This window comes from Thiomonas delicata, assembly GCF_900088825.1.
GTDB lineage: Bacteria > Pseudomonadota > Gammaproteobacteria > Burkholderiales > Burkholderiaceae_C > Thiomonas_A > Thiomonas_A delicata.
In genome coordinates this window covers 1,883,432-1,907,180 of sequence record NZ_LT592170.1, presented here as the reverse complement: position 1 = coordinate 1,907,180, position 23,749 = coordinate 1,883,432, and the positions used below count along the sequence as shown (strand labels likewise).

The window sequence follows — 23,749 nt, the reverse complement described above, 5'->3', positions numbered from 1 at the left end:
CAGGACCCGCCCGTCCGCCCGAAAGGCGCTGGAACCCCGGCGGGCAATGCGTCGAATGAACTTGGGAGTCGTTTCATGCTGGACTGCGGCGGGTCGTCCCGCAGGATCTGGGTTGTCCCGTCCAGGCCGTCCCGGCGGGCGTTTGAAAGCGCCTTCGTCAGTTCCAGATCAGCAGGCGCACGGGCGTGGGGTTGTAGGCGTTGCAGGGGTTGTTGAGCTGCGGGCAGTTCGAGATGAGGCACAGCACGTCCATCGCGGCGCGCATCTCCACGTACTTGCCGGGCGCCGACACGCCGTCGGCGAACTCCAGCCCGCCTGTCGGCGTGACCGGCACGTTCATGAAGAAGTTGATGTTGCAGGTGATGTCGCGCTTGGTGAGCGCCCCCAGGGCCGCGCCCGGGCCGGCCTGCCCCTCAAGTGTCCTTGAGAGGCCGTCGCCGTATTGCCACAGGCACTTGAGAAAGGTGTCGCGGCAGGAGTGCATGGGCCGCTTGTCCAGCGCGTAGCGCACGGCGTTGCTCTCGGCCGCGCAGGCGCCGCCCAGGGTGTCGTGGCGGCCGCAGGTGTCGGCGGTGATGGCGAGCATTTCGCGGCCGTGGCTGGACATCAGCTTGCTGCCGGCGGTGAGGTAGATGGCGCCCTGCTGCTTGAGGGTTTCGGTGGCGCTGTAGCGCTCGGTGAAGTCGTGCGCGTTGTAGAACAGGGTGTCGACGGCCTGGTTGCCCTCCAGGTCCAGGATGCGCAAGGTCTGGCCGGCCTGGATCGGGTGCAGCCAGCCCTCGCCTGCGGGAAGCACGTGGTCGTACACGGCGGTGCCGGGGTCGAGCGGACTTTCGACGAGATGGAAGGATGACATGGCGGATCGGTATCGGGGAGTCGGGTTCAGCGAACCAGCAGGTCGGAGCGGTAGAAGCCGCGCTGGTTCTCGGCGCAGGCGTTGCGGCAGAGGTCGCCGGCATCGGCCGGCCCGCAGCGCCAGGCGGTGAGCACCACGTCGCTGGGGGCGTAGCCGGGCCGAGCGTCCATGGGATGCGGCGCGGTGGAAAACGCGGCGAGCACGTCCATGTCGAAGCGCAGGTCCAGCCACGCGCCGGTGCGGCCGTGGGCGGTATCGAAGTACAGCCGCCCGTCGGCGTCGGCCGTGACCTTGCTGAAGAAGTTGACGTTGGGTACCAGATCCCGGCGCCCCAGGCCGTATTTGCCGAGTTCGATCAGCAGGCCGTCCTCGCCGCTGCGGTACATGGCGTTGCGGTGGCGCTGGTAGCTGGCCGCGCCGTAGCGGGCCAGGATGCCGGCATCGGTGGACAGCCCACCGAGCGGATCGTGCCAGCCGCAGGTGTCGGCGGTGATGGAGCACATCACCCGGCCCATGTCGGAGTACAGTGCATGGCCGCGCGTGAGCATGGCGGTGTGCTGCGCCTTGAGGGTGTCGGGCATGTTGTAGCGCTCGAGCTTCTCGTCGGCGCGGTAGAACAGGGCCGCGAGGTTGGCCCGCCCGCCGGTGTCGGTGAGCCGCAGCGCGGTGCCGCGCCGCATCAGCCCGGACCAATGACAGCCGCCCGGAAGGACTTCCTCCCACAGCAGGGTGTCCGGCGGGACGGGATTGACGCTCTGCGTCATGCGATATCTCCTTGTGCGGTGTTCATGACTGTGCTCCCGGTCGCGGACTCGAGATGCTTGCTGAGCTGTTCCAGTTGTTCGAGGTCGGTCTTCATCCCCGAGGTCTCGCGAATGCGCTGCAGGATCTGGCGCTTGATGGCGAGGAACTCCGGCGTGATCTTCAGATCCTGGTCGCGCCGGCGGCCGAAGGGCAGGTCGACCACGCTGTCGATGCGCCCGGGCTTGGGCGCCATCACCACCACGCGGTCGCCGAGGTACAAGGCCTCTTCCACGTCGTGCGTCACGAACACGATGGTCGTGCCCTCCAGTTGATGCACGTGGCGGATGAGGTCGTGCATCACCTCGCGCGTCTGCGCATCGAGTGCGCCGAACGGCTCGTCCATCAGCAGCAGCTTGGGACGGTTCATCAGCGCGCGGGCAATGGCCACCCGCTGCTGCATGCCGCCGGAAAGCTGGTTGGGGTAATAGTCAGCGGCGTGCGCCAGGCCCATGAGCTGGAGCAAGGCGTCGGAGCGGCCCGAGGCCACTTCCACGTCGTTGCTGGTGAGGTTGTCGCGCACCACCTTGAGCTGGCGGCTGAAGCGGATGTTGTCCTTCACCGTCAGCCAGGGATAGAGGCTGTAGTGCTGGAACACCATCGCGCGGTCCGCGCCGGGGCCGTGGACCGGCTGGCCGTCCAGGATCAGACGGCCGTCGTCGTAGCGCTCCAGCCCGGCAAGGATGCGCAGCAAGGTGGACTTGCCGCAGCCCGAGGCCCCGACCAGCACCAGGAACTCGCCCGGCGCGACACGCAGCGACACGCGGTCCAGCACCAGCAGGGGCGGCTCGCTGCGCCGGGCGAAACTCTTGCTGACCGCGTCGAACTGCACTTCCGATTGCGCCATGGTTCAGGCCTCCTCAGGCTCGCTTCCAGGGGAACACCAGACGGTAGATCCAGCGGAACGCCAGATCGAACAGCAGACCGATGAGCCCGATGACGAAAATGCCCACGAAGATCTTGGGCGTGTTGAGAAAACGCTGGCTCTGCAGGATCTGGAAGCCCAGACCGCTGTTGGCCGCCACCATCTCGGCCACCACCAGATAGGTCCAGGCCCAGCCCATGTTGATGCGCAGGATGTCCAGCAGTTCGGGCAGCACGCTGCGCCAGATCACCAGGCCCAGCACCTCCCCCTGCGTGGCGCCCATGGTGTAGGCCACCTCGAGGTAGTTCTCGGGAACCCGCCGCACCGCGTCGGCCACCATGACGATGATCTGGAAGATCACGCCGATGAAGATGATGGCGATCTTCGACCCCTCGCCGATGCCCACCCACAGCAGCACCAGCGGAATGAAGGCCGAGGCCGGCATGTAGCGCACGAAATCGTTGATGGGCTGCAGCAGCGCCTCGAACCACTTGTAGGCGCCGATGTAGATGCCCAGCGGCACGCCGATGACGGCGGCGATGACAAAGCCCATCACCACGCGGTAGATGCTGATGAGGGTGTCGTCCGACAGGCCGTTGTGCGTCCAGTCGACGAAGCTGTGCACCACGGCCCCGGGCGAGGGCAGGAACAGCGCACCCACCCAGCCGCTGGCGGCCACCAACTGCCACACGAGCAACGGCAGCAGGAAGCCGAACACCGAGAGCAGGACATAGACCCAGTTCGGAATGGCGGCGCGAATGCGCATGCGCTCGCGCCAGCGCGCGCCCCCGGACGCCGGCTTGTGCATGCCAAGCGCGAGGCCATCGGCGGAATCCAGGGGTGCAGCGCTCATGGCTGTCCCCTCGGCGCGGTGCGCGCTCCCCCCAAGGGGGAGGGATCGCCCATCTTCGGGCGGCCGTGCGATGCGCTCATGGCTTCATCGCCTCGCTCACGATGGAGGCGTCGATGAAGGTGGCCGGGTCGGGTGTGGCGGTGATGGCCTTCTGGCTGATCAGGAAGGCGCCGGAATCGGCCGTGCTCTTGTACAGCGAGACCGGAGCGCTGCTCTTGTGCATGGCCTCCATGTTCAGCTTGGCGCCGAACAGCCGCGTGCCGGCCAGGCTCAGGGCGTATTCCTGGGGCTTGAGGCCGACGTGGGGCGCCATGATCTCGGCCGCCTTCTGCGGGTTTTTCTCGATGAATTTGACGGCGTCGAACCAGGCCCTGGTCATCGCCACGAAGTCCTTGCGGTGCGCGGCCAGGGCCGAATCGCGGGCGTACACCACGTCGGGAATCAGGCCCGGCGCGGACTTGCTGGTGAACAGGGGATGGCCGGCCTTGGCGTTCTCGATGCGCTGGATCCAGGGGTTCCACACGCCGGCGGCCGGAATCTTGCCGGCGATCACCGCGGCGGCGGCGTCGCCCGTGGACATGTTGACGAAGGTCACGTCCTTGTCGGTCATGCCATGCGTCCTCAGCGCGGTGACGGCGAGGTAATGTTCGATGGAGCCGATTTCCACGCCCACGTTCTTGCCCTTGAGCTCGGGAAAGGTCTTGATGGCATTGCTCACCATCAGCGCGTCGTTGCCGGCGGAGTTGTCGGTCACGAGGATGACCTTGGCCGGAACCTTTTTCTCCACCGGGGACAGCGTGTCGATCAGCGCCTGGCAGTTGGCGTCGATCTGGCCGGCGGCCAGGGCGTTCACCGACGTCATGTAGTCGGGAAACCAGACCAGCTTGACGTCGGCGCCGTACTTCTTGAAGTAGCCCTCCTTCTCGGCCACGTACCAGGCGACCCAGCCGGGCCAGTCCGACAGGCCGAGCGTGACCTGGGCGAACGATGGAATCGGGTGCAGGGCGAGGGTCAGCAGGCCGGCGAGGGGGACAACTCTGCGCAACAGGTTTCGCAACACGGACATGACGGGCTCCAGGGTGAGTGTGTGGAATACAAGCGGAGGCGCGCGACTGGCGACCTCCCGGGCTTTTATCCCTCCGTGGAGCCCTGCATGTGCAGAGCCGGCATGCTCTCGGACCAGACATCGCCGCGTGGCATGGCGACCGGAACCCTAGCTTGCCTCAGTGCGTGCTCGCGGCACGCCTCCTGGCCAACATCAAGCAGAAAGCATGCCACCCGCCAGGTTCGCGAGGTCGATCACCCACTTGCGTGCTTCACGCCTGGGCCGCGGGGCGATCGAGCTCGAACCCAGGAGTCGCGCACTCCGTTCTGGTGCGCAAACGCACCAAAACAAGGGCTCGCTATGAAACCCTGTCACACATCGCACCACGCGATCGCGCCAAACCCCAGGCGCGAGTGCAGACATCGCGTGAACAGGCCCTAACCCCAATACTGTTCAGATAGCAGGCAATCAGTCATAATTCATCCTCATCGAGGTGTCGATGAGGATGAGGCATGGCCAGGACACGCAAGGCGTTACCGGCCCAGGTTGACGTGGCACACCTGATCAGCGCGGGGGTTTTGGCCAGCGTTTGTCCGCGGGCGCTGATCGAGGAGGTGCTAAGCGAGACAGGCCGAGCAAGCCAGCGCGAGCGTCTTCTTCCAGCGCCGGCGGTGGTGTACTACGTGATGGCGTTGGCGCTGTGGCGGGAGGCGCCGCTGGAGGAGGTTCTGCGCGTCGTTTGCGAGGGCCTGCAATGGCTCGGCGATAGCCGGGCTGGTGCAGTCCAGGCCAGCAAGTCGGCGATTTCGCAGGCGCGCACGCGGCTCGGTGCCGAGGTCATGCATCAACTGGCTGATCGGGTGTTGCGGCCGCTTGCAGCGCCCGGGGCACCTGGAGCTTGGTATCGCGGGCTGCGCGTGATGGCTTTGGATGGCAGCGGCATGGACGTGGCGGACGAGGCGGCCAACGCCTCTTACTTCGGCTACCCGAGTGCCACACGCGGACAGAGCGCCTTTCCACAGGCCCGGCTGCTGGGCTTGGTCGAGTGCGGCACCCACGCCGTTGTGGCCGCCGACATCGGCCCCTACAGCCAGAGCGAACGCGTCATGGCGAGCCGACTGCTGCCCCAGAAGTTGACAGCAAACATGCTCGTGCTTGCCGACCGCGGCTTCTACGGATTCAAGCTCTGGCAGATCGCGTGCGCCACCGGTGCCAAACTGGCATGGCGAGTGCCGTCTACGAGCAAACTGCCGATTGAAAAAGCGCTGCCGGACGGCTCCTATCTCAGTACGGTGTTCGACAGCGACGATCGCAGGAGCGAGCGCGTCGGGCAAACGATTCGGATCGTCGAGTACCTGTTGACCAACTCCGCCACGCCAACACAGGACAGCTACCGATTGGTCACCAACATCCTGGATCCCGAGGATGCTCCGGCGCTCGAGCTGGCGGCGCTCTACCACGAACGCTGGGAAGTCGAGAGCGTCTTCGCCGAATTCAAGACGCACCTGCGAGCCAACAGCACCGTCCTGCGAAGCAAGACACCGGAACTGGTGAGGCAGGAACTTTGGGGACTGCTTCTGGCGCACTTCGCGATTCGCCAAATCATGGCGCAAGCCGCCTGGCCACGCGGACTCGATCCGGATCGCTTGAGCTTCACCCACGCAGTGCGAGTGATCAAGCGAAAAATGCCGCAGGCCGCGGCCATTCCCCCCTGAGCGACTGCCTTGCTGGCGCGACGCCTTGTTCGAGGAAATCGCCCGCGGTCGCTGCGTGAGCAGCCGAGGTCGGACCAACCCGCGCGGCGTCAAACGCAAAATGAGCAACTACAACCTCCGACATCGCGGAGAGGTACTCCATCAACACCATCAGCCAACACCAATCCTACGTATCTGAACAGTATTGGCCCTAACCCCGCGCCGCAAGCAGCGGACGCGTCAGATCGGCAAGCGCGCTGCGCTGCCTGCCATGCGCGTCGAAGTTGCCGGCCGCCAGCCAGCGCACATGCGCGGTGCGCAAGGCGGGCCATTCGGTGTCCAGAATGGCGTACCACGCGGTATCGCGGTTGCGCCCCTTCACCACGGCCGCCTGCCGGAACACGCCCTCGAAGCTGAACCCCAGGCGCTGCGCGGCCCGGCGCGACGCGGCGTTGAGCGCGTTGCACTTCCATTCCACGCGCCGATAGCCCAGCGCGAAGGCATGGTCGATCATGAGAAAGATCGCCTCGGTCGCCGCCGGCGTGCGTTGCAGGCTTGGCGCGAAGGCCAGATGGCCGATTTCGATGCAGCCGTTGCGCGGATCGATGCGCAGGTAGGCGGCCACGCCCGCGGGCTGGCCCGTGATGGTTTCGACGATGGCGAACAGCATGGGGTCGGCCACGCCGGCATAGCCCTGCGCCCAATCCGCGTAGGCCTGCGCGTCGGCGAACGGCCCGTAGGGCAGATAGGTCCAGGTGGCGCCTTGCGCATCCGCGGCGAAGGCCGCGTGCAGCGCGGGAGCATGGCGCGCGGCGTCCAGCGGCTCCAGGCGCACGCGCGTCCCGGCCAGCACCCCTCGCGCGGGCGCGGGGGGTGGCGTCCAGCCAGGCAGCTCGGCACCCAGCGGGCCATTGGGGGGCAACGCCTGGCCCTTGTCGGTGGCTGTCGTCGTCATGGCCATGGGTTCAACGCAGGCACGGTGCGGAACGATGCCTCAGCCCACCAGGGCGCGGGCGAAGGCGCGCGCATCGAAGGGCTGCAGGTCCTCGAGCGATTCGCCCACGCCGATGAAGTAGATCGGCACCGGCCGCTCCCGTGCGATGGCGGCGATCACCCCGCCCTTGGCGCTGCCGTCGAGCTTGGTGAGGATGATGCCGGTGAGGCCCAGCGTGTCGTCGAAGGCGCGCAGCTGCGCCAGCGCGTTCTGGCCGTTGGTGGCATCGATCACCAGCAGCGCCTCGTGCGGCGCGCCGTCCATGGCCTTGCCGATCACGCGCTTGACCTTTTTCAACTCGTCCATGAGGTGCAGCTGCGTCGGCAGCCGGCCGGCGGTGTCCACGATCACCACGTCCATGCCGCGCGCGCGGCCGGCGCTCACCGCGTCGAACGCCACCGCGGCGGGGTCGCCGCCCTGCTGGGCGATGACCTGCACCGCGTTGCGGTCGCCCCAGGCGGCGAGCTGCTCGCGCGCGGCGGCGCGGAAGGTGTCGCCCGCCGCCAGCAGCACCTTGCAGCCGGCCTGCTGCAGGTGCCGCGTGAGCTTGCCGATGCTGGTGGTCTTGCCGGCGCCGTTGACCCCCACCATCATCATCACCGTGGGCGTGGACTTGCCGATGTCGAGCTGTTTTTCCAGCGGCGCCAGCAGCTCGGCCAACACCTCGCGCAGCAAATCCCTCACCTGCTGCGGTGTTTCGGCGCGCGTGGCGCGCACCTTCTTGCGCAACTGTTCGAGCACGTATTGCGTCGCCGGCATGCCGGCGTCGGCCAGGATCAGCGCCGACTCCAGATCCTCGTACAGCGCCTCGTCGATACGGCTGCCGCCGAACAAGCCCGAAAGGCCGGCGCCGGTCTTGCGCAGGCCCTGGCGCAAACGCGTCAACCAACTGGAAGACCCGGGCTGCGCCGGCACGGCCTGGCCCGGCGCTTCGGCCTCCTCGCCTGGAGCTGCTTCCTGGGCCGCGGCCAGGACCGCCTCGTCCGCCGTGACCGGCGGCACCGAATCCGGGGCTGGCGATGCGGTCTGCGGAGTTTCGGGCGTGGAGGGTTTGCGCTTGAAAAAACGGAACATGGGCAATGATGGCGGGAAGGGTGCGCATGCCGGGGGCATGCGCAAAACCCTATTGTCGCCCGCATCGGGCCGCCCGCGCCGCGCGGGCGGTCATGCGGCTATGCTCACCCTGCCCGACCCGACCCACATCGCCTCCCACATGCCCGGAAAACCAGCACCCGCCCCCCGCCCCGCCAACCGCCAGCCCCAGCGCGGACCGGGTGTCGTGCGCATCATCGGCGGCAGTCTCAAACGCAGCAAGCTGGTCGTGGCCGACCGCCCGGGGCTGCGTCCCACGCCCGACCGCGTGCGCGAAACCCTGTTCAACTGGCTCGGCCAGGATCTCGGCGGACTGCGCTGCCTGGACTTGTTCGCCGGCAGCGGCGCGCTCGGCCTGGAAGCCGCGTCGCGCGGCGCCGCGTCGGTCGACCTGGTGGAACGCGACCCCCGCCTGGCCAAGCTGCTCGCCGATGCCTGCGCCCGGCTTGGCGCCGCGCAGGCCCATGTGCATGCGCGCGACGCCCTGCAATTCGCCGCGGGCCGCCCAGCCGCCAGCTACGACCTGGTCTTCATCGACCCGCCTTTCACGCAGGCCGCAAGCGGGCTGCATGCCGCCGCGCTGGCCGCGGCCGCGCGCCTGCTGCCGCCCGGGGGCCAGGCTTATCTGGAAGCGCCCGACGCACGGCTGCTGGAGGCATGGACCGCGGGACCGGACTGGACCGTGCACCGCCAGGACCGGGCCGGCGCGGTGCACTACGCCCTGCTTCAACGCCTGCCGGCGGAGCCGGTGCCGGGCTAAACTGCCGCCGTGCAGCAATCTGGAGCCCGACATGCTTCTGGCCGTTTATCCCGGCACGTTCGACCCCTTCACACGCGGCCACGAGGATCTGGTGCGCCGGGCCTCCAAGCTGTGTGACAACATCATCGTCGCCGTCGCCGCCGGCCACCACAAGAACGCCCTGTTCAGCCTCGACGAGCGGCTCGATCTGGCGCGCGCCATCCTCGCCCCCTACAAGAACGTGACGGTGGAAGGCTTCACCGGGCTGCTGCGCAATTTCGTCGTCGAGCGCGGCGCCGAGGTGGTGATCCGCGGCCTGCGCGCCGTCAGCGACTTCGAATACGAATTCCAGATGGCCGGCATGAACCGCCAGCTGATGCCCGACGTGGAAACCATCTTCCTGACCCCGGCCGACCAGTACCAGTTCGTATCCGGGACGTTCGTGCGGGAAATCGCCCTGCTGGGTGGCGACGTGAGCAAATTTGTGGTTCCCTTGGTCACCGAGCGCCTGGCCGCCAAGCTGGCCGAGCGCCAGAGCAACTGACCGACGCCCGAACCACGAGGACGCAAGCCATGGCGCTGTGGATTACCGACGAGTGCATCAACTGCGATGTGTGCGAGCCCGAGTGCCCGAACCAGGCGATTTCGCTCGGACCGGAAATCTACGAGATCGACCCCGACCGCTGCACCGAGTGCGTCGGCCACTTCGACCAGCCGCAGTGCGTGCAGGTCTGCCCGGTGAACTGCATCCCGATCCGGCCCGACCGCGTGGAAAGCCGCGACACGCTCATGGCCCGCTACCAGCGCCTCGCAGGACTCGACGCGAAGCGGCCGGCCGCCGAGGCCGCGAATCCCGCAGCGCAGGCCGTCCCCAGCGACTGAGCGGGGACGCCCCCGCGGCGACTCAGGGCAAGGCCTTGGGGCTGACCGCCTTGCGGGTGGCCAGTTGCTGCGCGGCCTTGCGCGCACGCTCCCTGGCCCGCGCCGCGCGGCGTTGCGCGGCCGCCATTTTTTGCGCCTGTTTCGCCTCGGCCAGCAGGGCCTTGCGGTGCGCGGCCTCGCGCGCGGCATTCTCGCGGTGGAGCTGGTCGGCGAGTTGCTGGTCGCGCGCGGTCTGCGCCCTCGCCTGCTCCACCTGCGCGGGGTCGCGCGGGTCGGCCACATCCACCGGCCTGCCCTGCGGGCATGGCGCATGGGCGTAGGCGTTGCCGCAGCGGTAGACCTGTTGCGCCGCGGCAGGCCAGGACCACCAGGCCAAGCCCGCCGCGACCAGCGCGACCACCGCGCGCGCGGCGGGCAGGACGCCGGTGAGGTGTGAGGCAACGTGGGCGAACGCTGGGATCATTTCGGCGACTCCTTGGCTGGCGCGGCGGGCGGCACGTTGCCGCGGTGCAGATGCATCATCGCCGCCTCGAACTCGCCGCGCAAGAGGCGCGGCAACTCGTCCAGGCCGCGCTGCATGGCCTGCTCGATGCGCTCCAGTTCGCTGCGCGGCGGACGGCCGAGCACGAAGCCGACCACCGCGTCGCGATCGCCCGGATGCCCGATGCCGATGCGCAGGCGCCAGAACTGCGGCGTGCCGATCTGCGCGGCGATGTCGCGCAAGCCATTGTGGCCGGCATGGCCGCCGGCCAGCTTGAGCTTGATCTGCCCGGGCGGCAGGTCGAGTTCGTCGTGCGCCACCAGGATGTGCTCCGGCGCGATCTTGTAGAACCGCGCCAGCGCCGCCACGGCCTGGCCGGAGCGGTTCATATAGGTGCCGGGCTCGAGCAGCCAGACGTCGCCATGGGGCCCGCGCAGGCGCGCGACGTCGCCGAAGAAACCGCGCTCGGCGCGCAGGGCGAGGCCCTCGCGCTGCGCGATCTGGTCCACCCACCAGAACCCCGCGTTGTGCCGCTGCAGCGCGTGCTCGGGGCCAGGGTTGCCCAAACCGACAATGAGCCGGATCAAGGCTGCACTCCCGGTTCGCCCAACGGGGAAACCTCGGGCTGGGGCTCGCGCGCGAGCAGGTTGCGCAGCGCCTCGGCCGGGCTGCGGCGCCCGCCCAGCACATCCGCCACCGCGGCGGTGATCGGCATGTCGACCTGGTGCGCCAGCGCGAGTTCCAGCACTGTTTGCGCGGTGTAGACGCCTTCGGCGACATGCCCGAGCTCGGCCACGATCCGGTCCAGCGGCTTGCCCGCGGCCAGCTGCAGACCCACGCGCCGGTTGCGCGACAGCTCGCCGGTGCAGGTGAGCACCAGGTCGCCGAGGCCGCTCAGGCCCATGAAGGTTTCCGTGCGCGCTCCCATCGCCAGGCCCAGGCGGCTGATCTCGGCCAAGCCCCGGGTGATGAGCGCGGCGCGCGCGTTGTGGCCCTGCTCCAGGCCGTCGCTCACGCCGCAGGCGATCGCTAGCACATTCTTCACCGCCCCGCCCACCTCCACGCCGAGCAGATCGGCGCTGGCGTAGATGCGCATGCCGCCGCCGTGCAGCGCCCGCACCGTGGCCTGGATGAGGCCCTCGTCGGCGCTCGCGGCCGTAAGCGCCACCGGCAGGCCGCGCGCCACCTCCAGGGCGAAACTGGGTCCCGACAGCACGCCCAGTGCCGGCTGCCGTGCCCAACCCTCGAACACCTGCTCCAGCACCTGATGCGGCAGCAGCCGGCTGCCCTGCTCGAAGCCCTTGGCCAGCACCAGCACATGCCTGGGAAAGTCTTGCGGGGCTTCCTGGCCCTGCGCGCGCAGGGCTTGCGCCAGCGGCCGCAGGCCGGCGACGGGCACGGCCAGCACGAGCAGCCCGCCGGCGCCGACATGGGCCAGCGCCGCGTTCAGTTCCGTCGTGAAACCCAGAGCTTCAGGTAAAGCCACGCCGGGCAGGTAGCGGGTGTTCTCGCCGCGCGTGCGCAGGGTCCGGATCTGCGCCGCGTCGCGGCCCCAGAGCTGTACGGCGTGGCGGCGCGCGGCATGGCAGGCCAGCGCCGTTCCCCAGGCGCCCGCACCGAGTATGGAAATGTTCATGCGCATGCTGGACGCATCGCAGCCGGCTCACGAGCGGTCGCGGCGCGGGCCGCGCAAGGCGAGCCGCGCGGACCGGCTCGCCGTCAGTTCAAGGCCGAACCGTCGGGCGCGATCAGGCCGCTGGGGCTCTGGCCGGCTTCCTGGGCGCGCTGGCTTTCGTACATGGCCTGGAAATTGATTTCGGCCAGGTGCACGGGAGGGAATCCGGCGCGGGTGATGACGTCGGCCAGATTGGCGCGCAGATACGGATACACGGTCTGTGGGCAGGCAATGCCCAGCAGGAGGTCGGCATGCTCCTGGGGGATGTTGCGCATTTCGAAAATGCCGGCCTGCTTGCCCTCGACCAGGAACAGGGTCTGGTCGTTGATGCGGGCGGTGATGGTGGCGGTGATGGCCACTTCGAAAATGCCGTCCACCACGGTCTGGGACTCCACGTTCATCTGCACGTCGACCGTGGGTTGGGCCTGCTCGAGCAGGATCTTGGGCGCGTTGGGCTGCTCCAGCGACAGATCCTTGAGATAGCAGCGCTGCAGCATAAAGACCGGCGACTGGTCAGCGCCTGCGGAATTCGTGGGAGTGCTCATGCAAGAAGGCTCCAGGGTGTGGGTTCGCCCGCTGGGCGGGCGGAGGGAATGGAACCCGGCATTGTAGGAGCCGTGCCCGGGGGCGCGGCTGGGGCGGCCTGCGCCCGAGGCGATCAGGAATTCTGGCCCTCGCCCAGCAAGGGCAAAAGCCCGCCTTGCGCATCCAGGGCGTAGAGGTCGTCGCAGCCGCCGACGTGGGTGGCGCCGATGAAGATCTGCGGCACGGTGCGCCGGCCCGTGGTTTCCATCATGTGCAGGCGAGCCTGATGGTCGAGGTCGACGCGGATCTCCTCGATGTGCTGCACGCCGCGCTTGTGCAGCAGCGCCTTGGCGCGCTGGCAATAGGGGCAGACTGCGGTGGTGTACATGCGAACCTGGGTCATACAAACTCCAAACTGGGCCTGGCCGGCCGCAAACCCGAGCGGACCGCCAAGCAATGCCGCGGGCGCCAGGCCCGGCAAGCAACTCGAAAAGGGAATCAGGGAGCGAGGCGCCCCACGCGCGTCAGCCGCGCTCCACCGGCAGTCCTGCCTCGCGCCAGGCCCGCAGGCCGCCGGCCACGGCCACAGCCCGGGTATAGCCCAGCTTGCGCAAGGTGGCCGCCGCGCGGCTGGCGCGGGCTCCGCTTTGGCACATCACGAGCACCGGGGTCTCCTTGTTCTTGGGCAAGTCGGCGAGGCGCTGCTCGAGCTGGCCCAGCGGGACGTTGCGCGCGCCGGTGCAATGCCCGGCGGCGTGTTCCTGCGGTTCGCAGACGTCGATCAGCACGCCCTTTTCGCGGTTGACTAGGCGTACCGCCTCGGCCGCCGAGACTCCTGCGCCACTGCCGCGCGAGAACGTGGTCCACAGCAGCATGCCACCGGACACCAGGGCGATGGCGATGAGGGCGAGGTTGTCGATGACGAATTTCAAAATACCGACTCCGAATCAAGGGAAACCCGGATTTTAGGAACATCGGGCCGAGCCCATGGCACGTGCGGTCACTGGATGCGAGCCGCGCAGGGTTATTGCCGCCACGGCACGCCCCTGCGCGCATGAGAAATCACCAGGCTCCACTACCATGCCGCATCGAGGGGTTCCCTGCCCCGCTGAACCTTGACGAACCTCGGCGCTCCCCATGCGCGACACCGACGCCTGACCATGCACAAACTCGTATTGATCCGCCACGGCGAATCCACCTGGAACCAGGAAAACCGCTTCACCGGCTGGGTGGACGTTGACCTCACCGCCAAAGGCCTGGCCGAAGCGCGGCAAGCCGGCCGGCTGCTCAAGGAGCATGGGCTGGACTTCGACGTCACCTACACCTCGGTGCTCAAGCGCGCGGTGCGCACGCTGTGGGCGGTGCAGGATGAAATGGACCGCATGTGGCTGCCCACGGTGCATGCCTGGCGCCTCAACGAACGGCATTACGGCGCCCTGCAGGGCCTGAACAAGGCCGAGACCGCCGCGAAGTACGGCGACGCGCAGGTCCACATCTGGCGCCGCAGCTACGACGTGCCGCCGCCGCCGATGGACGAATCGCACCGCCACGAACTGGCTGCCGATCCGCGCTACGCCCGCGTCAACCCCCAGGATCTGCCGCTGGCCGAGTGCCTGAAGGACACCGTGCGCCGCGTGCTGCCGCTGTGGGAGGAGTCCCTGGCGCCCGCCATCCGCGCCGGCAAGCGGGTGCTGGCGGTGTCACACGGCAACTCGATGCGCGCCATCATCAAGCATCTGGACGGCATCTCCGACGCCGACATCGTGGGCCTGAACATCCCTAACGGCGTCCCGCTGGTGTACGAACTCGACGCCGAACTCAAGCCCATCCGCCGCTATTACCTCGAAGCGCCTGCCGCCGCCGCGGCCTGAACCGAGGGCGCCGCCGGCTGCCCCTGGGCGCAGACCCAGCCCCTGCGGAATTTCGGCTGATTTTCCCACTCTATACTGTGCTGTCTTCGAGGAATCACGCATGGCTGGCAAATTCAAAATCGCGGCTTGGGTCACCGTCGGTGTGCTCACCGGGGCTCTGGCAACCCTGCAACTGCAAGCCATGGCGCGCAACGCCGTGTCACCGCTGCCGCTGGAGGAACTGCAACAGTTCGCCGCAGTCTACGGCCTGATCAAGGCCGACTATTTCGAGCCCGTGGAGGGCAAGAAGCTGGTTCACGATGCCATTTCCGGCATGGTCAACAGCCTCGACCCCCATTCCGAATACCTCGACCAGAAAAGCTTCAAGGAATTCCGCGAGAGCACCAGCGGCAAGTTCGTCGGCGTCGGCATCGAGATCACCGCCGAGGACGGGCTGGTGAAGGTCGTGTCGCCCATCGAGGGCTCGCCGGCCGCGCACGCCGGCATCCAGGCCGGCGACCTCATCACCCGCATCGACGACACCCCCGTGAAGGGCCTGCCGCTGAACCAGGCGGTCAAGTTCATGCGCGGCAAGCCGGGCACCAAGGTCACGCTCACCATCCTGCGCAAGAGCGAGAACCGCACCTTCAACGTCACCGTCACGCGCGAGGAAATCCACGTCCAGAGCGTGCGCGGCAAGATGGTCGCGCCGGGCTACGCCTGGGTGCGTATCACCCAGTTCCAGTCCGACACCCTGCCCGACTTCACCCGCAAGATCGAGGATTTCTACAAGCAGGATCCCAAGCTCAAGGGCATCGTGCTCGACCTGCGCAACGACCCCGGCGGGCTGCTGGAAAGCGCCGTCGGCGTGGCCTCGGTGTTCCTGCCGCGCGACGTCGTGATCGTGTCCACGCGAGGCCAGATTCCCGAGGCCAACGTCAGCTACCGCAACACGCCGAGCGACTATTCGCGCACCCCGGGCGACAATCCGCTGGAAGGCCTACCCGCGGGCGTGAAAACCGTGCGTCTCGTCGTGCTGGTCAACGGCGGCTCCGCGTCGGCGTCCGAAATCGTCACCGGCGCGCTCAAGGACTACAAGCGTGCCGTCGTGATGGGCACGCAAACCTTCGGCAAGGGCTCGGTGCAGACCGTGCTGCCGCTAGGGCCGGACACCGCGCTCAAGCTCACCACCGCCCGCTACTACACCCCCAACGGCGAATCCATCCAGGCCAAGGGCATCACGCCCAACTACTTCGTCGACCCGCTCCCCACCGGCGACCCCTATGCCGCGCTGCGCATGCGCGAGGTCGACTACAAGAACCAGATCGGCACCGGCGTCGAGGCGTCCGATTCCAGCAGCGTGAAGGAAGCCTTGCGCAAGCAGGAAGAAGCCCGCCGCCTGCTGGAAGCCGAGATCGAGAAAGATCCAAACAAATTCCCCAAGCTGCCGGAGTACGGCAGCAAGGAGGATTGGCAGATGGAGCAGGCCCTGAACTACCTGGAAGGCAAGCCGGTGGTCACGGCGAAGATGGTGGCCGACGCCCAGGAGAAGAACGCCAAGCCGCCCGCACCGACTTCGTCGGCGGGTCCGGTGCAAAAACCGGCGCCGGCGCCCCGCCCCGCCAATCCGGACAGCAAGTAAGAGTAAGCGCGCGGACGCAACCGCCGGGGAATGAAACACCGGGCGCGCCCGGTGCGGGCGATCAGGCCCAGGGGATCAGCCCTGCGGCCGCTCGGGCGCCTCACCCATCTTGACGCGGAACAACTTCGCATCCGTGTCGCGCAATCGCCGGCTCAGTTCGCGCGCCAGGTTCATCTGAATCAGCGCGAACTGTTCCATGTCGTGCTCGAATAGGTGCATCAGGTCCTCGGGACCGAATTCCAGTGCCCGACAGTCCTCGGCCGCGCGTATCGAGGCGCTGCGCGGGTACAGGTCGATCAGCGCCATCTCGCCGAAGCAGTCACCCGGCGCCAGCCGGCGCAACTCCACATCGCGGCCCTGCCAGCTCTTGATCACCCTCACGCTGCCGGCTTCGAGCACGAACATCGACTGCGCCGGATCGTTCTCGCGAAAAAAATAGTCCGCCGTCGGCACCACGGCCACGCGTGCGCGCTGCAGCAGCACCGCCAGGGCCTCCTCGCGGATTCCGCCGAAGATCGGCATGCGCTGCAACAGCTCGAGCCGGTTCGGGTGCATGACTCAACCCCCTCCCTGCGCCCCGACCAGCAACGCAAGCGACTCTCGCCCGCCCGCCGTGAACCCATGCGCTGGCCGCCATTTGGCCTCCACCGCCGGATCGAGAAAGGCACGGTAGATTCTTTCCGGGCTGGCGCGCAGCACCCGGGGAAGCCGAATGGTGTTGGTGGTCATGAGCCTGCCCCTCCATTCAACAGCGTGACACCATTGTGCGTGGGTTGGGTGCGGCAAATGGGCCGGCGGCACGTAAGTTGAGGGCGTTAGACGTCCTCGTCCAACGAGCACGTTTTCAATCAAGGGTTTGCGCCGCGGCATTAGCTACGCCGAGACCCGTTGTGCGAGAAACTCGGCATCATCGTGCCGCTCGCACACCATAGGCACGCATGGCAGCAGCCACCTGAGACGTTTCCGTGGTTTCTGCCGGATAGAGCCGATAGCTCGGAGCCACGATGGGTTCGACGGCGCGCGCCTTGACCACCAGAACACTACGTATGGGAAAGCGCGTTCCAGCCATGGTTTGCAGTGGGGCCACCCACTGCGCGAAATCGGGCTCCTCACGACGAACATTCATGGCCGTGCCAATGACCTTGACGCCCTTCTGCACAAAAATGTCGATGAAACTAACGCAGACCTGCGGGTTGCATGCGACGTTGCGCACACTGGTGGGCGAGGCAATGTTGGCAATGACCAGGTGTTCGTTGTCGAAGACAGAAAAGATCTCTTTCGGCGAAACATTGGGTTGGCCCGCCTCATCCACGGTGGCGAGCCAGCAAAGGACACTGTGATGCGCAGCGTTGAAGACTTCAGGCGAGAGCATGGGCGTCGCGCTTAGGGAATTTGTGATGCCTGGCGATGACATGAGAAGGCATACTTTTACCAGATTACGCCTTCTCAGTGGATGAGTTAAACAACATATCAATCTGTGTATCCACGTGTAGCCAAACCACTGCGAGTTCCGGCGTGGCCATGGTTACAGAGTCTTTCCGGCAGAACAAGCCGCATCCGTCTCTGCCAGTCCATGACCATCTGCCCAAAAGACGGCCCCCGTCCCGGCGGCCCTATGCTTACGCCCATGAACGACGACGACCTGCTGCGCTATTCGCGCCACATCCTGCTCGACGACCTTGGCGTGGAAGGACAGGAGCGCATTGCCGCCAGCCATGCCCTGGTGCTCGGCGCCGGGGGGCTGGGCTCGCCGGTGGCGCTGTATCTGGCCAGCGCCGGGGTGGGCCGCATCACCCTGGTGGACGACGACACGGTGGACCTGACCAATCTGCAGCGCCAGATCGCGCACACCCAGGCGCGCGTGGGCCAGCGCAAGGTGGAGTCGGCGCGCGAAGCCATGCTCCAGATCAATCCGCAGGCGCGGGTGGACACGGTGCCGCGCCGGGCCGACGCGGCCCTGCTGGACGCGCTGGTGGCCCAGGCCACGGTGGCCGTGGACTGCAGCGACAACTTCGCCACCCGCCATGCGCTCAACGCCGCCTGCGTGCGCCACGGCGTGCCGCTGGTGAGCGGCGCGGCCATACGCTTCGACGGTCAGGTCAGCGTGTTCGACCCGCGCCCGCAGGCGGACGGCGAGCCCGGCCCCTGCTACGCCTGCCTGTTCCCGCCGGACGCGGCGGTCGAGGAGGTGCGCTGCGCCGTGATGGGTGTGTTCTCGCCACTGGTGGGCATCGTCGGCAGCCTGCAGGCGGCCGAGGCGCTCAAACTCATGGCTGCCACCGGGCGCAGCCTGGCGGGGCGCTTGATGCTGATCGAAGCGCTGGACATGGACATTCACACCATACGCATTCCACGCAACCCGCAGTGTCCGGTATGCGGCGCGCACGCGAACCCCGCCCAGGCCCACGCCGAAACCATCGCCTTCACGTCCTGCGCCACGCCGCGCGGCGCGTGACGCGGGACGGCGGGTTCACACCTCGCGCATCAACCACCCGGCGAGCGCCGTGACCACGCGGCGCGGCGCGAAGCGCACGCTGGCGGCCATGATGCGGTTGAGCCAGCCTTCCACCGCCACGCGCTGGCCGCGCTCCATGGCACGCACCCCATAGCGCGCCACAGCTCGCGCCGTGGCCACGCGGCCCTGGAACAGCGCCGAGCGCTCGCCTTTGGCACGCGCCTCGAAGCCGGTGGCCGTGGCACCCGGGCATAGCGCGGTCACCGTGACGCCTTGCCCGTGCAATTCCGCGTCCAGCGCCTCGCTGAACGACAACACGTAGGCCTTGGTGGCGAAATACACCGCCATGCCCGGCCCGGGCTGAAACGCCGCCGTGCTGGCGACGTTGAGAATGCGACCCTGGCGACGGCGCAGCATGGCCGGCAGCAGCAGCGCGGTGAGGCGCGTGAGCGCGCTGACGTTGAGGTCGATCATGGCCTGCGTCTGGCCGATGTCGGCCCCGGCGAAACGCCCGTACACGCCGAAGCCGGCGTTGTTGACCAGCACTGCCGGCTCCACGCCGGCCTCGCTGATGCGCTGCGCCAGCGCCTCGGCGCCGCCCGGCGCGCCAAGGTCCAGCGGCACCACGAGGCAGCGTGTGCCGTGCTCGCGCTGCAGGGTATGCGCCAAGGCGTTCAGGCTGTCCACGCTGCGTGCCGTCAGGACCAGAGCATGCCCCCGCGCCGCCAGTTCGCGGGCGATTTCCAGGCCGATGCCGCCCGATGCCCCTGTGACCACTGCCCATCTGTCCATGCTTGCCTCCTCGTTCATGTGTGCCTGCCTTCCGGTGGTGGATGATGCCTTGGCGATGGTGCCGGCCGCGCCGGCATCAGGCTTGCGCGCCATGGCCGATGCTCCGCGCCATCACCACGCGCAGATGGTCCACCAGAAGTTGAACCGCGCGCGGCGTGTTCGGACTCCAGGGCCGAATGGCGTAGATCGACTCGCCGAAAAAGCCTACGGGCTTCCATTGCGGCAGCAGCCGGTGCAAGCGCGCGCGATGCGCGGCCGTGGCGATGCTGAAGTCCGGGACCAGGGCGATACCCAAGCCGCTCAGCACGGCCTCGCGCAGCACTTCGCTGGTGTTGGCGCGCAGCGGCCCCCGCACCGGAACGCGCACGCGCTGCGGTTCGCCGCCCGCGCCGTCGGCATGCTCGAACATCCACACCGCGGCCCCCGGACGCAGATAGGCAAGACAGTCGTGCATCGCCAGTTCGCCAGGATGCTGCGGCGTGCCACGTTTGCGCAGATAGGCGTTGGTCGCCACCAAGAGCGTACGCGTGCCGCACAGCTTCCAGGCCACGTGGCTGTCGGGCGGCGCGGCGACGTGGCGTACGGCGAGGTCGAAGCCCTCCTGCGGCAGGTTGGCGAAGCGGTCCGACAATTCCAGCTCGACGCGGATGTCCGGATAACGCCGGAGAAAGTCCAGCAGGTGCGGCACCACGTGCTGGCGGCCCAGTGCGACCGGGGCCGTCACGCGCACGAGCCCGCGCGGAGCGGCGGCGAGATCATGCACCGAGGACACGCTCTGGACGATGTGCGCGAAGCTGGGTGTGGTGTCGTCCACCAGGCGCTGCCCGGCCTCGGTGAGACGCAGCGCGCGGGTGGAGCGGCGCACCAGCGGCACGCCGACGCGACGCTCCAGGGCGGCGAGATGCTGGCTCACCGCGGCCTTGGACACCCCCAGACGCTGCGCCGCGGCGGTCAGCGTGCCGGCCGAGGCGATCACGCCGAGCCAGTGCACCTGCTGCCAGAGCTGGTCGTCGCGTGGGGGAACATTGGATGGGGTCATATGGTTCTGTCCTGAAACAAGCCGGGCAAGCGGGCACGTGCGCTCCGCAGCCGTGATTGTTCACGCAAATGAACAATGTTGTCATGTTTTCGTCCTGGTCAAGACACGGCCCGCAGCCTAGACTTGCCGCACCAAACCAAGATCTGGAGACTCGCATGGGGGCACCCGAAGCCTTTACCGCCACCGCCACGGTGGGCCATTTCGTCAACGGCCGAATCGTGCCCGGCCGCAGCGGTCGCAGCCAGCCGGTGTTCAACCCGGCCACGGGCGCGCAGGCGCGCAGCGTTGCGCTGGCGGACGCCGCCGACGTGCAGGCCGCAGTGGCGGCGGCGCAGGCCGCGTTCCCGAAATGGGCCGACACCCCGCCGCTGCGCCGCGCGCGCGTGCTGTTCAGGTTCCTGGAGCTGATGAACCAGCAGCGCGACACCATCGCGGCGATGATCACCGCCGAACACGGCAAGGTGTTCTCCGACGCGCAGGGCGAGGTCACGCGCGGCATCGAGATCGTCGAGTTCGCCTGCGGCATTCCGCAATTGCTCAAGGGCGACTACACCGAACAGGTGTCCACCGGCATCGACAACTGGACCATGCGCCAGCCGCTGGGCGTGGTGGCCGGGGTCACGCCGTTCAACTTCCCTTGCATGGTGCCGTGCTGGATGTTCCCGGTGGCGCTGGCCGCGGGCAACACCTTCGTGCTCAAGCCCAGCCCGCTCGACCCCTCCCCCAGCTTGTTCATGGCCGAGTTGCTGAAGCAGGCCGGCCTGCCCGACGGCGTGTTCAACGTCGTGCAGGGCGACAAGGACGCGGTGGACGCCCTGCTCGACCACCCGGACGTGAAAGCCGTCTCATTCGTCGGCTCCACCCCGGTGGCGCACCACATCTACCAGGAAGCCGCGCGTCACGGCAAGCGCGCGCAAGCCCTGGGCGGCGCGAAGAACCATATGGTGGTGATGCCCGACGCCGACCTCGACCAGGCGGTGGACGCGCTGATGGGCGCGGCCTTCGGCTCGGCCGGCGAGCGCTGCATGGCCATTTCGGTGGCGGTGCTGGTGGGCGAGGTGGCCGAGCGCATCCTGCCGCGCCTGGTGGAGCGCACCCGCGCGCTCAAAGTCAAGAACGGCATGGAGCCCGACGCCGAGATGGGTCCCATCGTCACTGCGGCGGCGCGCAGCCGCATCGCCGACCTCATCGCCTCCGGCGAGCGCGAAGGCGCGCAGTTGCTAGTGGACGGCCGCGGCCTGCAGGTGGCGGGCCATGAAGGCGGCTTCTGGCTCGGCGGCACCCTGTTCGACCAGGTGCGGCCCGAGATGCGCATCTACCGCGAAGAGATCTTCGGCCCCGTGCTGGCCTGCGTGCGCGTACCCGACTTCGCACGGGCAGTGGAGCTGGTGAACGCCCACGCCTACGGCAACGGCGTGGCCTGCTTCACCCGCGACGGCCACGTGGCGCGCGAGTTCGGCCGCCGCATCCAGGCCGGCATGGTCGGCATCAACGTGCCCATCCCGGTACCCATGGCCTGGCACGGCTTCGGCGGCTGGAAGGCCAGCCTGTTCGGCGACATGCATGCCTACGGCGAAGAAGGCGTGCGCTTCTACACCAAGCAGAAGAGCGTGATGCAGCGCTGGCCCGAGAGCACGCCCAAGGGCGCAGAATTCGCCATGCCCACGTCCAAGTAGGCCTTGGCCGCGCCCGCGAAGGGCGTGGGGATGCGCGGCGCAAGCGGCCTTGCGGGCCGCGCGCAGCCGTTCCGAAGACGCACAAAGCCTTGCATGGCGGCATGCGCAGCAACGGGAGCTTGCATGAGCGAGACAACGTTCGACACCATCATCATCGGCGCGGGCACGGCCGGCTGCCTGCTCGCCAACCGCCTGAGCGCCGACCCGAACCGACGCGTGCTGCTGATCGAGGCCGGCGGCAAGGACGACTATCTCTGGATTCACATCCCGGTCGGCTATCTCCACTGCATCGGCAACCCGCGTACCGACTGGCTCTACAAGACCGAGCCCGACCCCGGGCTCAACGGCCGCAGCCTGCGCTACCCGCGCGGCAAGACCCTGGGCGGCTGCAGCAGCATCAACGGCATGATCTATATGCGCGGCCAGGCCCGCGACTACGACGCCTGGGCGCGCGCCACCGGCGACGCGGCGTGGAACTGGGACAACTGCCTGCCCGACTTCCGCGCCCACGAGAACCACTACCGGCTCGACCGCGCGCAGGACCCGGCGTTCGCCGCGCTGCACGGCCACGGCGGCGAATGGCGCGTGGAGCGGCAGCGCCTGCGCTGGGACATCCTCGACGCCTTCGCCCGCGCCACGCAGCAGGCCGGCATTCCCGCCACCGACGACTTCAACTGCGGCACCAACGAGGGCGTGAGCTACTTCGAGGTCAACCAGCGCAAGGGCTGGCGCTGGAACGCCGCCAAGGCCTTCCTGCGTCCCGCCTGCATGGCGCGGCCCAACTTCGAACTCTGGACCCGCGCCCAGGTCTCGCGACTGCTGTTCGACACCCTGCCCGACGGCAGCCTGCGCTGCGGCGGCGCGCAAGTGTGGACCGGACAGGAAATGGTGACAGTGCGCGCTTCGCGCGAGGTCGTGCTCAGCGCCGGCAGCATCGGCTCGCCGCAGATCCTGCAGCTCTCGGGCGTCGGCCCCGCGCCGCTGCTGCAGTCGCACGGCATCACGCCGGTGGCCCACCTTCCCGGCGTGGGCGCCAACCTGCAGGACCATCTGCAGATCCGCGCGGTGTTCAAGGTGCAAGGCGTGAAGACCCTCAACACCCTGGCCTCCAGCCTGTGGGGCAAGGCCATGATCGGCCTGGAATACGCCATCAAGCGCAGCGGCCCGATGAGCATGGCGCCGAGCCAGCTCGGCGTGTTCACCCGCAGCAGCGCGCAGTACGCCCACCCGAACATCCAATACCACGTCCAGCCGCTGAGTCTGGACGCCTTCGGCGAACCGCTGCACGGCTTCAACGCCTTCACCGCCAGCGTGTGCAACCTCAACCCGGGCAGCCGCGGCACGGTCGCCATCCGCAGCCCGCGCTTCGAGGACGCCCCTGCCATCGCCCCGAACTACCTGAGCACCGACGAAGACCGCAAGGTGGCCGCCGACAGCCTGCGGCTGACGCGCCGCATCGTCGCGCAGCCGGCGCTGGTGCCCTATCAGCCCGAGGAATACAGGCCCGGCACGCAGTTCCAGACCGACGCCGAACTCGCGCGGCTGGCCGGCGACATCGCCACCACCATCTTCCACCCCGCCGGCACCACCCGCATGGGCGCGGCCGCCGACCCGATGGCGGTGGTGGACACGCGCCTGCGCGTGCTTGATGGCCGCGGCGGCACCATCGCCGGCCTGCGCGTGGTGGATGCGGGCGTCATGCCCACCATCCCCAGCGGCAACATCAACAGCCCGACGCTGATGATCGCCGAAAAGGCCGCGCGGTGGATCCGCGAGGCCGCCGTTTAGGGCCT

General features: G+C 68.1%; 27 protein-coding genes and 1 riboswitch. Of the genes, 9 read left to right on the top strand and 18 right to left on the bottom strand.

Translation table 11 applies throughout. From position 1 onward, the window contains the following. Positions 1–157 precede the first annotated feature (157 nt). The 5 genes from THIARS_RS09055 to THIARS_RS09035 form a co-directional block, all read right to left on the bottom strand. On the bottom strand, positions 158–856 hold the full coding sequence (locus tag THIARS_RS09055; RefSeq protein ID WP_094160430.1) for an urea amidolyase associated protein UAAP2: 699 nt from the start codon (positions 854–856) through the stop codon (positions 158–160). Between the two features lie 26 nt (positions 857–882). Continuing rightward, positions 883–1,620, bottom strand: a complete 738-nt coding sequence (locus tag THIARS_RS09050; RefSeq protein ID WP_094160429.1) for an urea amidolyase associated protein UAAP1 — start codon at positions 1,618–1,620, stop codon at positions 883–885. Beyond that, positions 1,617–2,504 (bottom strand): ABC transporter ATP-binding protein, encoded by an 888-nt coding sequence (locus tag THIARS_RS09045; RefSeq protein ID WP_094160428.1) that lies wholly within the window; start codon positions 2,502–2,504, stop codon positions 1,617–1,619. The genes THIARS_RS09050 and THIARS_RS09045 overlap by 4 nt, the downstream gene beginning before the upstream one ends. A gap of 13 nt (positions 2,505–2,517) precedes the next feature. After that, positions 2,518–3,375 (bottom strand): ABC transporter permease, encoded by an 858-nt coding sequence (locus THIARS_RS09040; protein ID WP_094160426.1) that lies wholly within the window; start codon positions 3,373–3,375, stop codon positions 2,518–2,520. A gap of 76 nt (positions 3,376–3,451) precedes the next feature. Continuing rightward, entirely contained in the window at positions 3,452–4,441 is a 990-nt protein-coding gene (locus tag THIARS_RS09035) for an ABC transporter substrate-binding protein (protein ID WP_094160424.1), read from the bottom strand. Positions 4,442–4,493: 52 nt separating this feature from the next. Next, positions 4,494–4,603, bottom strand: a riboswitch (guanidine-I (ykkC/yxkD leader). A gap of 329 nt (positions 4,604–4,932) precedes the next feature. Here THIARS_RS09035 and THIARS_RS09030 point away from each other — a divergent pair. After that, positions 4,933–6,135 carry an IS4 family transposase gene (locus THIARS_RS09030; RefSeq protein ID WP_094159105.1) on the top strand — a complete coding sequence of 401 codons (1,203 nt, stop codon included), beginning with the start codon at positions 4,933–4,935 and terminating at the stop codon, positions 6,133–6,135. A 190-nt stretch (positions 6,136–6,325) separates the two neighbouring features. On the opposite strand, the gene THIARS_RS09025 is transcribed toward THIARS_RS09030, so the two are convergent. Together THIARS_RS09025 and ftsY are read right to left on the bottom strand one after the other, a co-directional pair. Then, a complete protein-coding gene (locus tag THIARS_RS09025) occupies positions 6,326–7,069 on the bottom strand; it encodes a GNAT family N-acetyltransferase (protein ID WP_186436614.1) in 744 nt (247 codons plus the stop codon). 39 nt (positions 7,070–7,108) lie between these two features. Then, positions 7,109–8,182: a signal recognition particle-docking protein FtsY gene (ftsY, locus tag THIARS_RS09020; RefSeq protein ID WP_094160422.1), complete on the bottom strand. Its 1,074-nt coding sequence runs from the start codon at positions 8,180–8,182 to the stop codon at positions 7,109–7,111. Between the two features lie 37 nt (positions 8,183–8,219). Here ftsY and rsmD point away from each other — a divergent pair, with 37 nt between their 5' ends. Genes rsmD through THIARS_RS09005 form a run of 3 tightly spaced genes read left to right on the top strand, consistent with a single transcriptional unit; the run spans position 8,220 to position 9,821 of the window. Then, complete coding sequence (gene rsmD / locus THIARS_RS09015; protein ID WP_245845699.1) at positions 8,220–8,960, top strand: 16S rRNA (guanine(966)-N(2))-methyltransferase RsmD; 741 nt, start codon at positions 8,220–8,222, stop codon at positions 8,958–8,960. Between the two features lie 31 nt (positions 8,961–8,991). Beyond that, positions 8,992–9,483 (top strand): pantetheine-phosphate adenylyltransferase, encoded by a 492-nt coding sequence (gene coaD / locus THIARS_RS09010; RefSeq protein ID WP_094160420.1) that lies wholly within the window; start codon positions 8,992–8,994, stop codon positions 9,481–9,483. Positions 9,484–9,512: 29 nt separating this feature from the next. Then, positions 9,513–9,821 (top strand): YfhL family 4Fe-4S dicluster ferredoxin, encoded by a 309-nt coding sequence (locus THIARS_RS09005; protein ID WP_094160418.1) that lies wholly within the window; start codon positions 9,513–9,515, stop codon positions 9,819–9,821. Between the two features lie 22 nt (positions 9,822–9,843). On the opposite strand, the gene THIARS_RS09000 is transcribed toward THIARS_RS09005, so the two are convergent. From THIARS_RS09000 to THIARS_RS08975, 6 genes are all read right to left on the bottom strand, one after another. Continuing rightward, a complete protein-coding gene (locus THIARS_RS09000; RefSeq protein ID WP_094160416.1) occupies positions 9,844–10,284 on the bottom strand; it encodes a hypothetical protein in 441 nt (146 codons plus the stop codon). Beyond that, on the bottom strand, positions 10,281–10,889 hold the full coding sequence (gene pth, locus THIARS_RS08995; protein ID WP_094160414.1) for an aminoacyl-tRNA hydrolase: 609 nt from the start codon (positions 10,887–10,889) through the stop codon (positions 10,281–10,283). Before pth ends, THIARS_RS09000 begins: the two co-directional genes overlap by 4 nt. After that, complete coding sequence (locus THIARS_RS08990; RefSeq protein ID WP_094160412.1) at positions 10,886–11,938, bottom strand: NAD(P)H-dependent glycerol-3-phosphate dehydrogenase; 1,053 nt, start codon at positions 11,936–11,938, stop codon at positions 10,886–10,888. Before THIARS_RS08990 ends, pth begins: the two co-directional genes overlap by 4 nt. Before the next feature lie 83 nt (positions 11,939–12,021). Then, positions 12,022–12,522 carry a protein-export chaperone SecB gene (gene secB / locus THIARS_RS08985; protein WP_094160410.1) on the bottom strand — a complete coding sequence of 167 codons (501 nt, stop codon included), beginning with the start codon at positions 12,520–12,522 and terminating at the stop codon, positions 12,022–12,024. A 113-nt stretch (positions 12,523–12,635) separates the two neighbouring features. Continuing rightward, the gene (gene grxC / locus THIARS_RS08980; protein WP_094160408.1) at positions 12,636–12,905 is read right to left on the bottom strand and encodes a glutaredoxin 3; all 270 of its coding nucleotides are present in this window, start codon (positions 12,903–12,905) and stop codon (positions 12,636–12,638) included. Positions 12,906–13,026: 121 nt separating this feature from the next. After that, positions 13,027–13,434, bottom strand: a complete 408-nt coding sequence (locus THIARS_RS08975; protein WP_094160406.1) for a rhodanese-like domain-containing protein — start codon at positions 13,432–13,434, stop codon at positions 13,027–13,029. 228 nt (positions 13,435–13,662) lie between these two features. Here THIARS_RS08975 and gpmA point away from each other — a divergent pair, with 228 nt between their 5' ends. Both gpmA and THIARS_RS08965 read left to right on the top strand, forming a co-directional pair. Next, positions 13,663–14,373 (top strand): 2,3-diphosphoglycerate-dependent phosphoglycerate mutase, encoded by a 711-nt coding sequence (gpmA, locus tag THIARS_RS08970; protein WP_094160404.1) that lies wholly within the window; start codon positions 13,663–13,665, stop codon positions 14,371–14,373. Positions 14,374–14,473: 100 nt separating this feature from the next. After that, positions 14,474–15,994, top strand: coding sequence for a S41 family peptidase (locus THIARS_RS08965; RefSeq protein WP_094160402.1), 1,521 nt, complete (start codon positions 14,474–14,476; stop codon positions 15,992–15,994). A gap of 75 nt (positions 15,995–16,069) precedes the next feature. Here THIARS_RS08965 and THIARS_RS08960 read toward each other — a convergent pair whose 3' ends face one another. The 3 genes from THIARS_RS08960 to THIARS_RS08950 all read right to left on the bottom strand — a co-directional run bounded on the left by THIARS_RS08960 (position 16,070) and on the right by THIARS_RS08950 (position 17,366). Then, positions 16,070–16,549, bottom strand: a complete 480-nt coding sequence (locus THIARS_RS08960) for a Crp/Fnr family transcriptional regulator (RefSeq protein WP_094160400.1) — start codon at positions 16,547–16,549, stop codon at positions 16,070–16,072. 3 nt (positions 16,550–16,552) lie between these two features. Next, positions 16,553–16,723, bottom strand: coding sequence for an SRPBCC family protein (locus THIARS_RS08955; protein WP_222423045.1), 171 nt, complete (start codon positions 16,721–16,723; stop codon positions 16,553–16,555). Positions 16,724–16,901: 178 nt separating this feature from the next. Next, entirely contained in the window at positions 16,902–17,366 is a 465-nt protein-coding gene (locus THIARS_RS08950; protein WP_094160398.1) for a pyridoxamine 5'-phosphate oxidase family protein, read from the bottom strand. Between the two features lie 255 nt (positions 17,367–17,621). On the opposite strand from THIARS_RS08950, the gene THIARS_RS08945 reads away from it, so the two are divergent. After that, positions 17,622–18,449, top strand: a complete 828-nt coding sequence (locus tag THIARS_RS08945) for a HesA/MoeB/ThiF family protein (protein WP_094160729.1) — start codon at positions 17,622–17,624, stop codon at positions 18,447–18,449. A gap of 15 nt (positions 18,450–18,464) precedes the next feature. Here THIARS_RS08945 and THIARS_RS08940 read toward each other — a convergent pair whose 3' ends face one another. Together THIARS_RS08940 and THIARS_RS08935 are read right to left on the bottom strand one after the other, a co-directional pair. After that, positions 18,465–19,241: an SDR family NAD(P)-dependent oxidoreductase gene (locus tag THIARS_RS08940; RefSeq protein ID WP_222423044.1), complete on the bottom strand. Its 777-nt coding sequence runs from the start codon at positions 19,239–19,241 to the stop codon at positions 18,465–18,467. Between the two features lie 76 nt (positions 19,242–19,317). Beyond that, the gene (locus THIARS_RS08935; protein WP_094160396.1) at positions 19,318–20,280 is read right to left on the bottom strand and encodes a LysR family transcriptional regulator; all 963 of its coding nucleotides are present in this window, start codon (positions 20,278–20,280) and stop codon (positions 19,318–19,320) included. Between the two features lie 155 nt (positions 20,281–20,435). Here THIARS_RS08935 and THIARS_RS08930 point away from each other — a divergent pair, with 155 nt between their 5' ends. Both THIARS_RS08930 and THIARS_RS08925 read left to right on the top strand, forming a co-directional pair. After that, positions 20,436–21,956 carry a CoA-acylating methylmalonate-semialdehyde dehydrogenase gene (locus tag THIARS_RS08930; protein WP_094160395.1) on the top strand — a complete coding sequence of 507 codons (1,521 nt, stop codon included), beginning with the start codon at positions 20,436–20,438 and terminating at the stop codon, positions 21,954–21,956. A 123-nt stretch (positions 21,957–22,079) separates the two neighbouring features. Continuing rightward, positions 22,080–23,744, top strand: coding sequence for a GMC family oxidoreductase (locus THIARS_RS08925; RefSeq protein WP_094160393.1), 1,665 nt, complete (start codon positions 22,080–22,082; stop codon positions 23,742–23,744). Positions 23,745–23,749 lie beyond the last annotated feature (5 nt).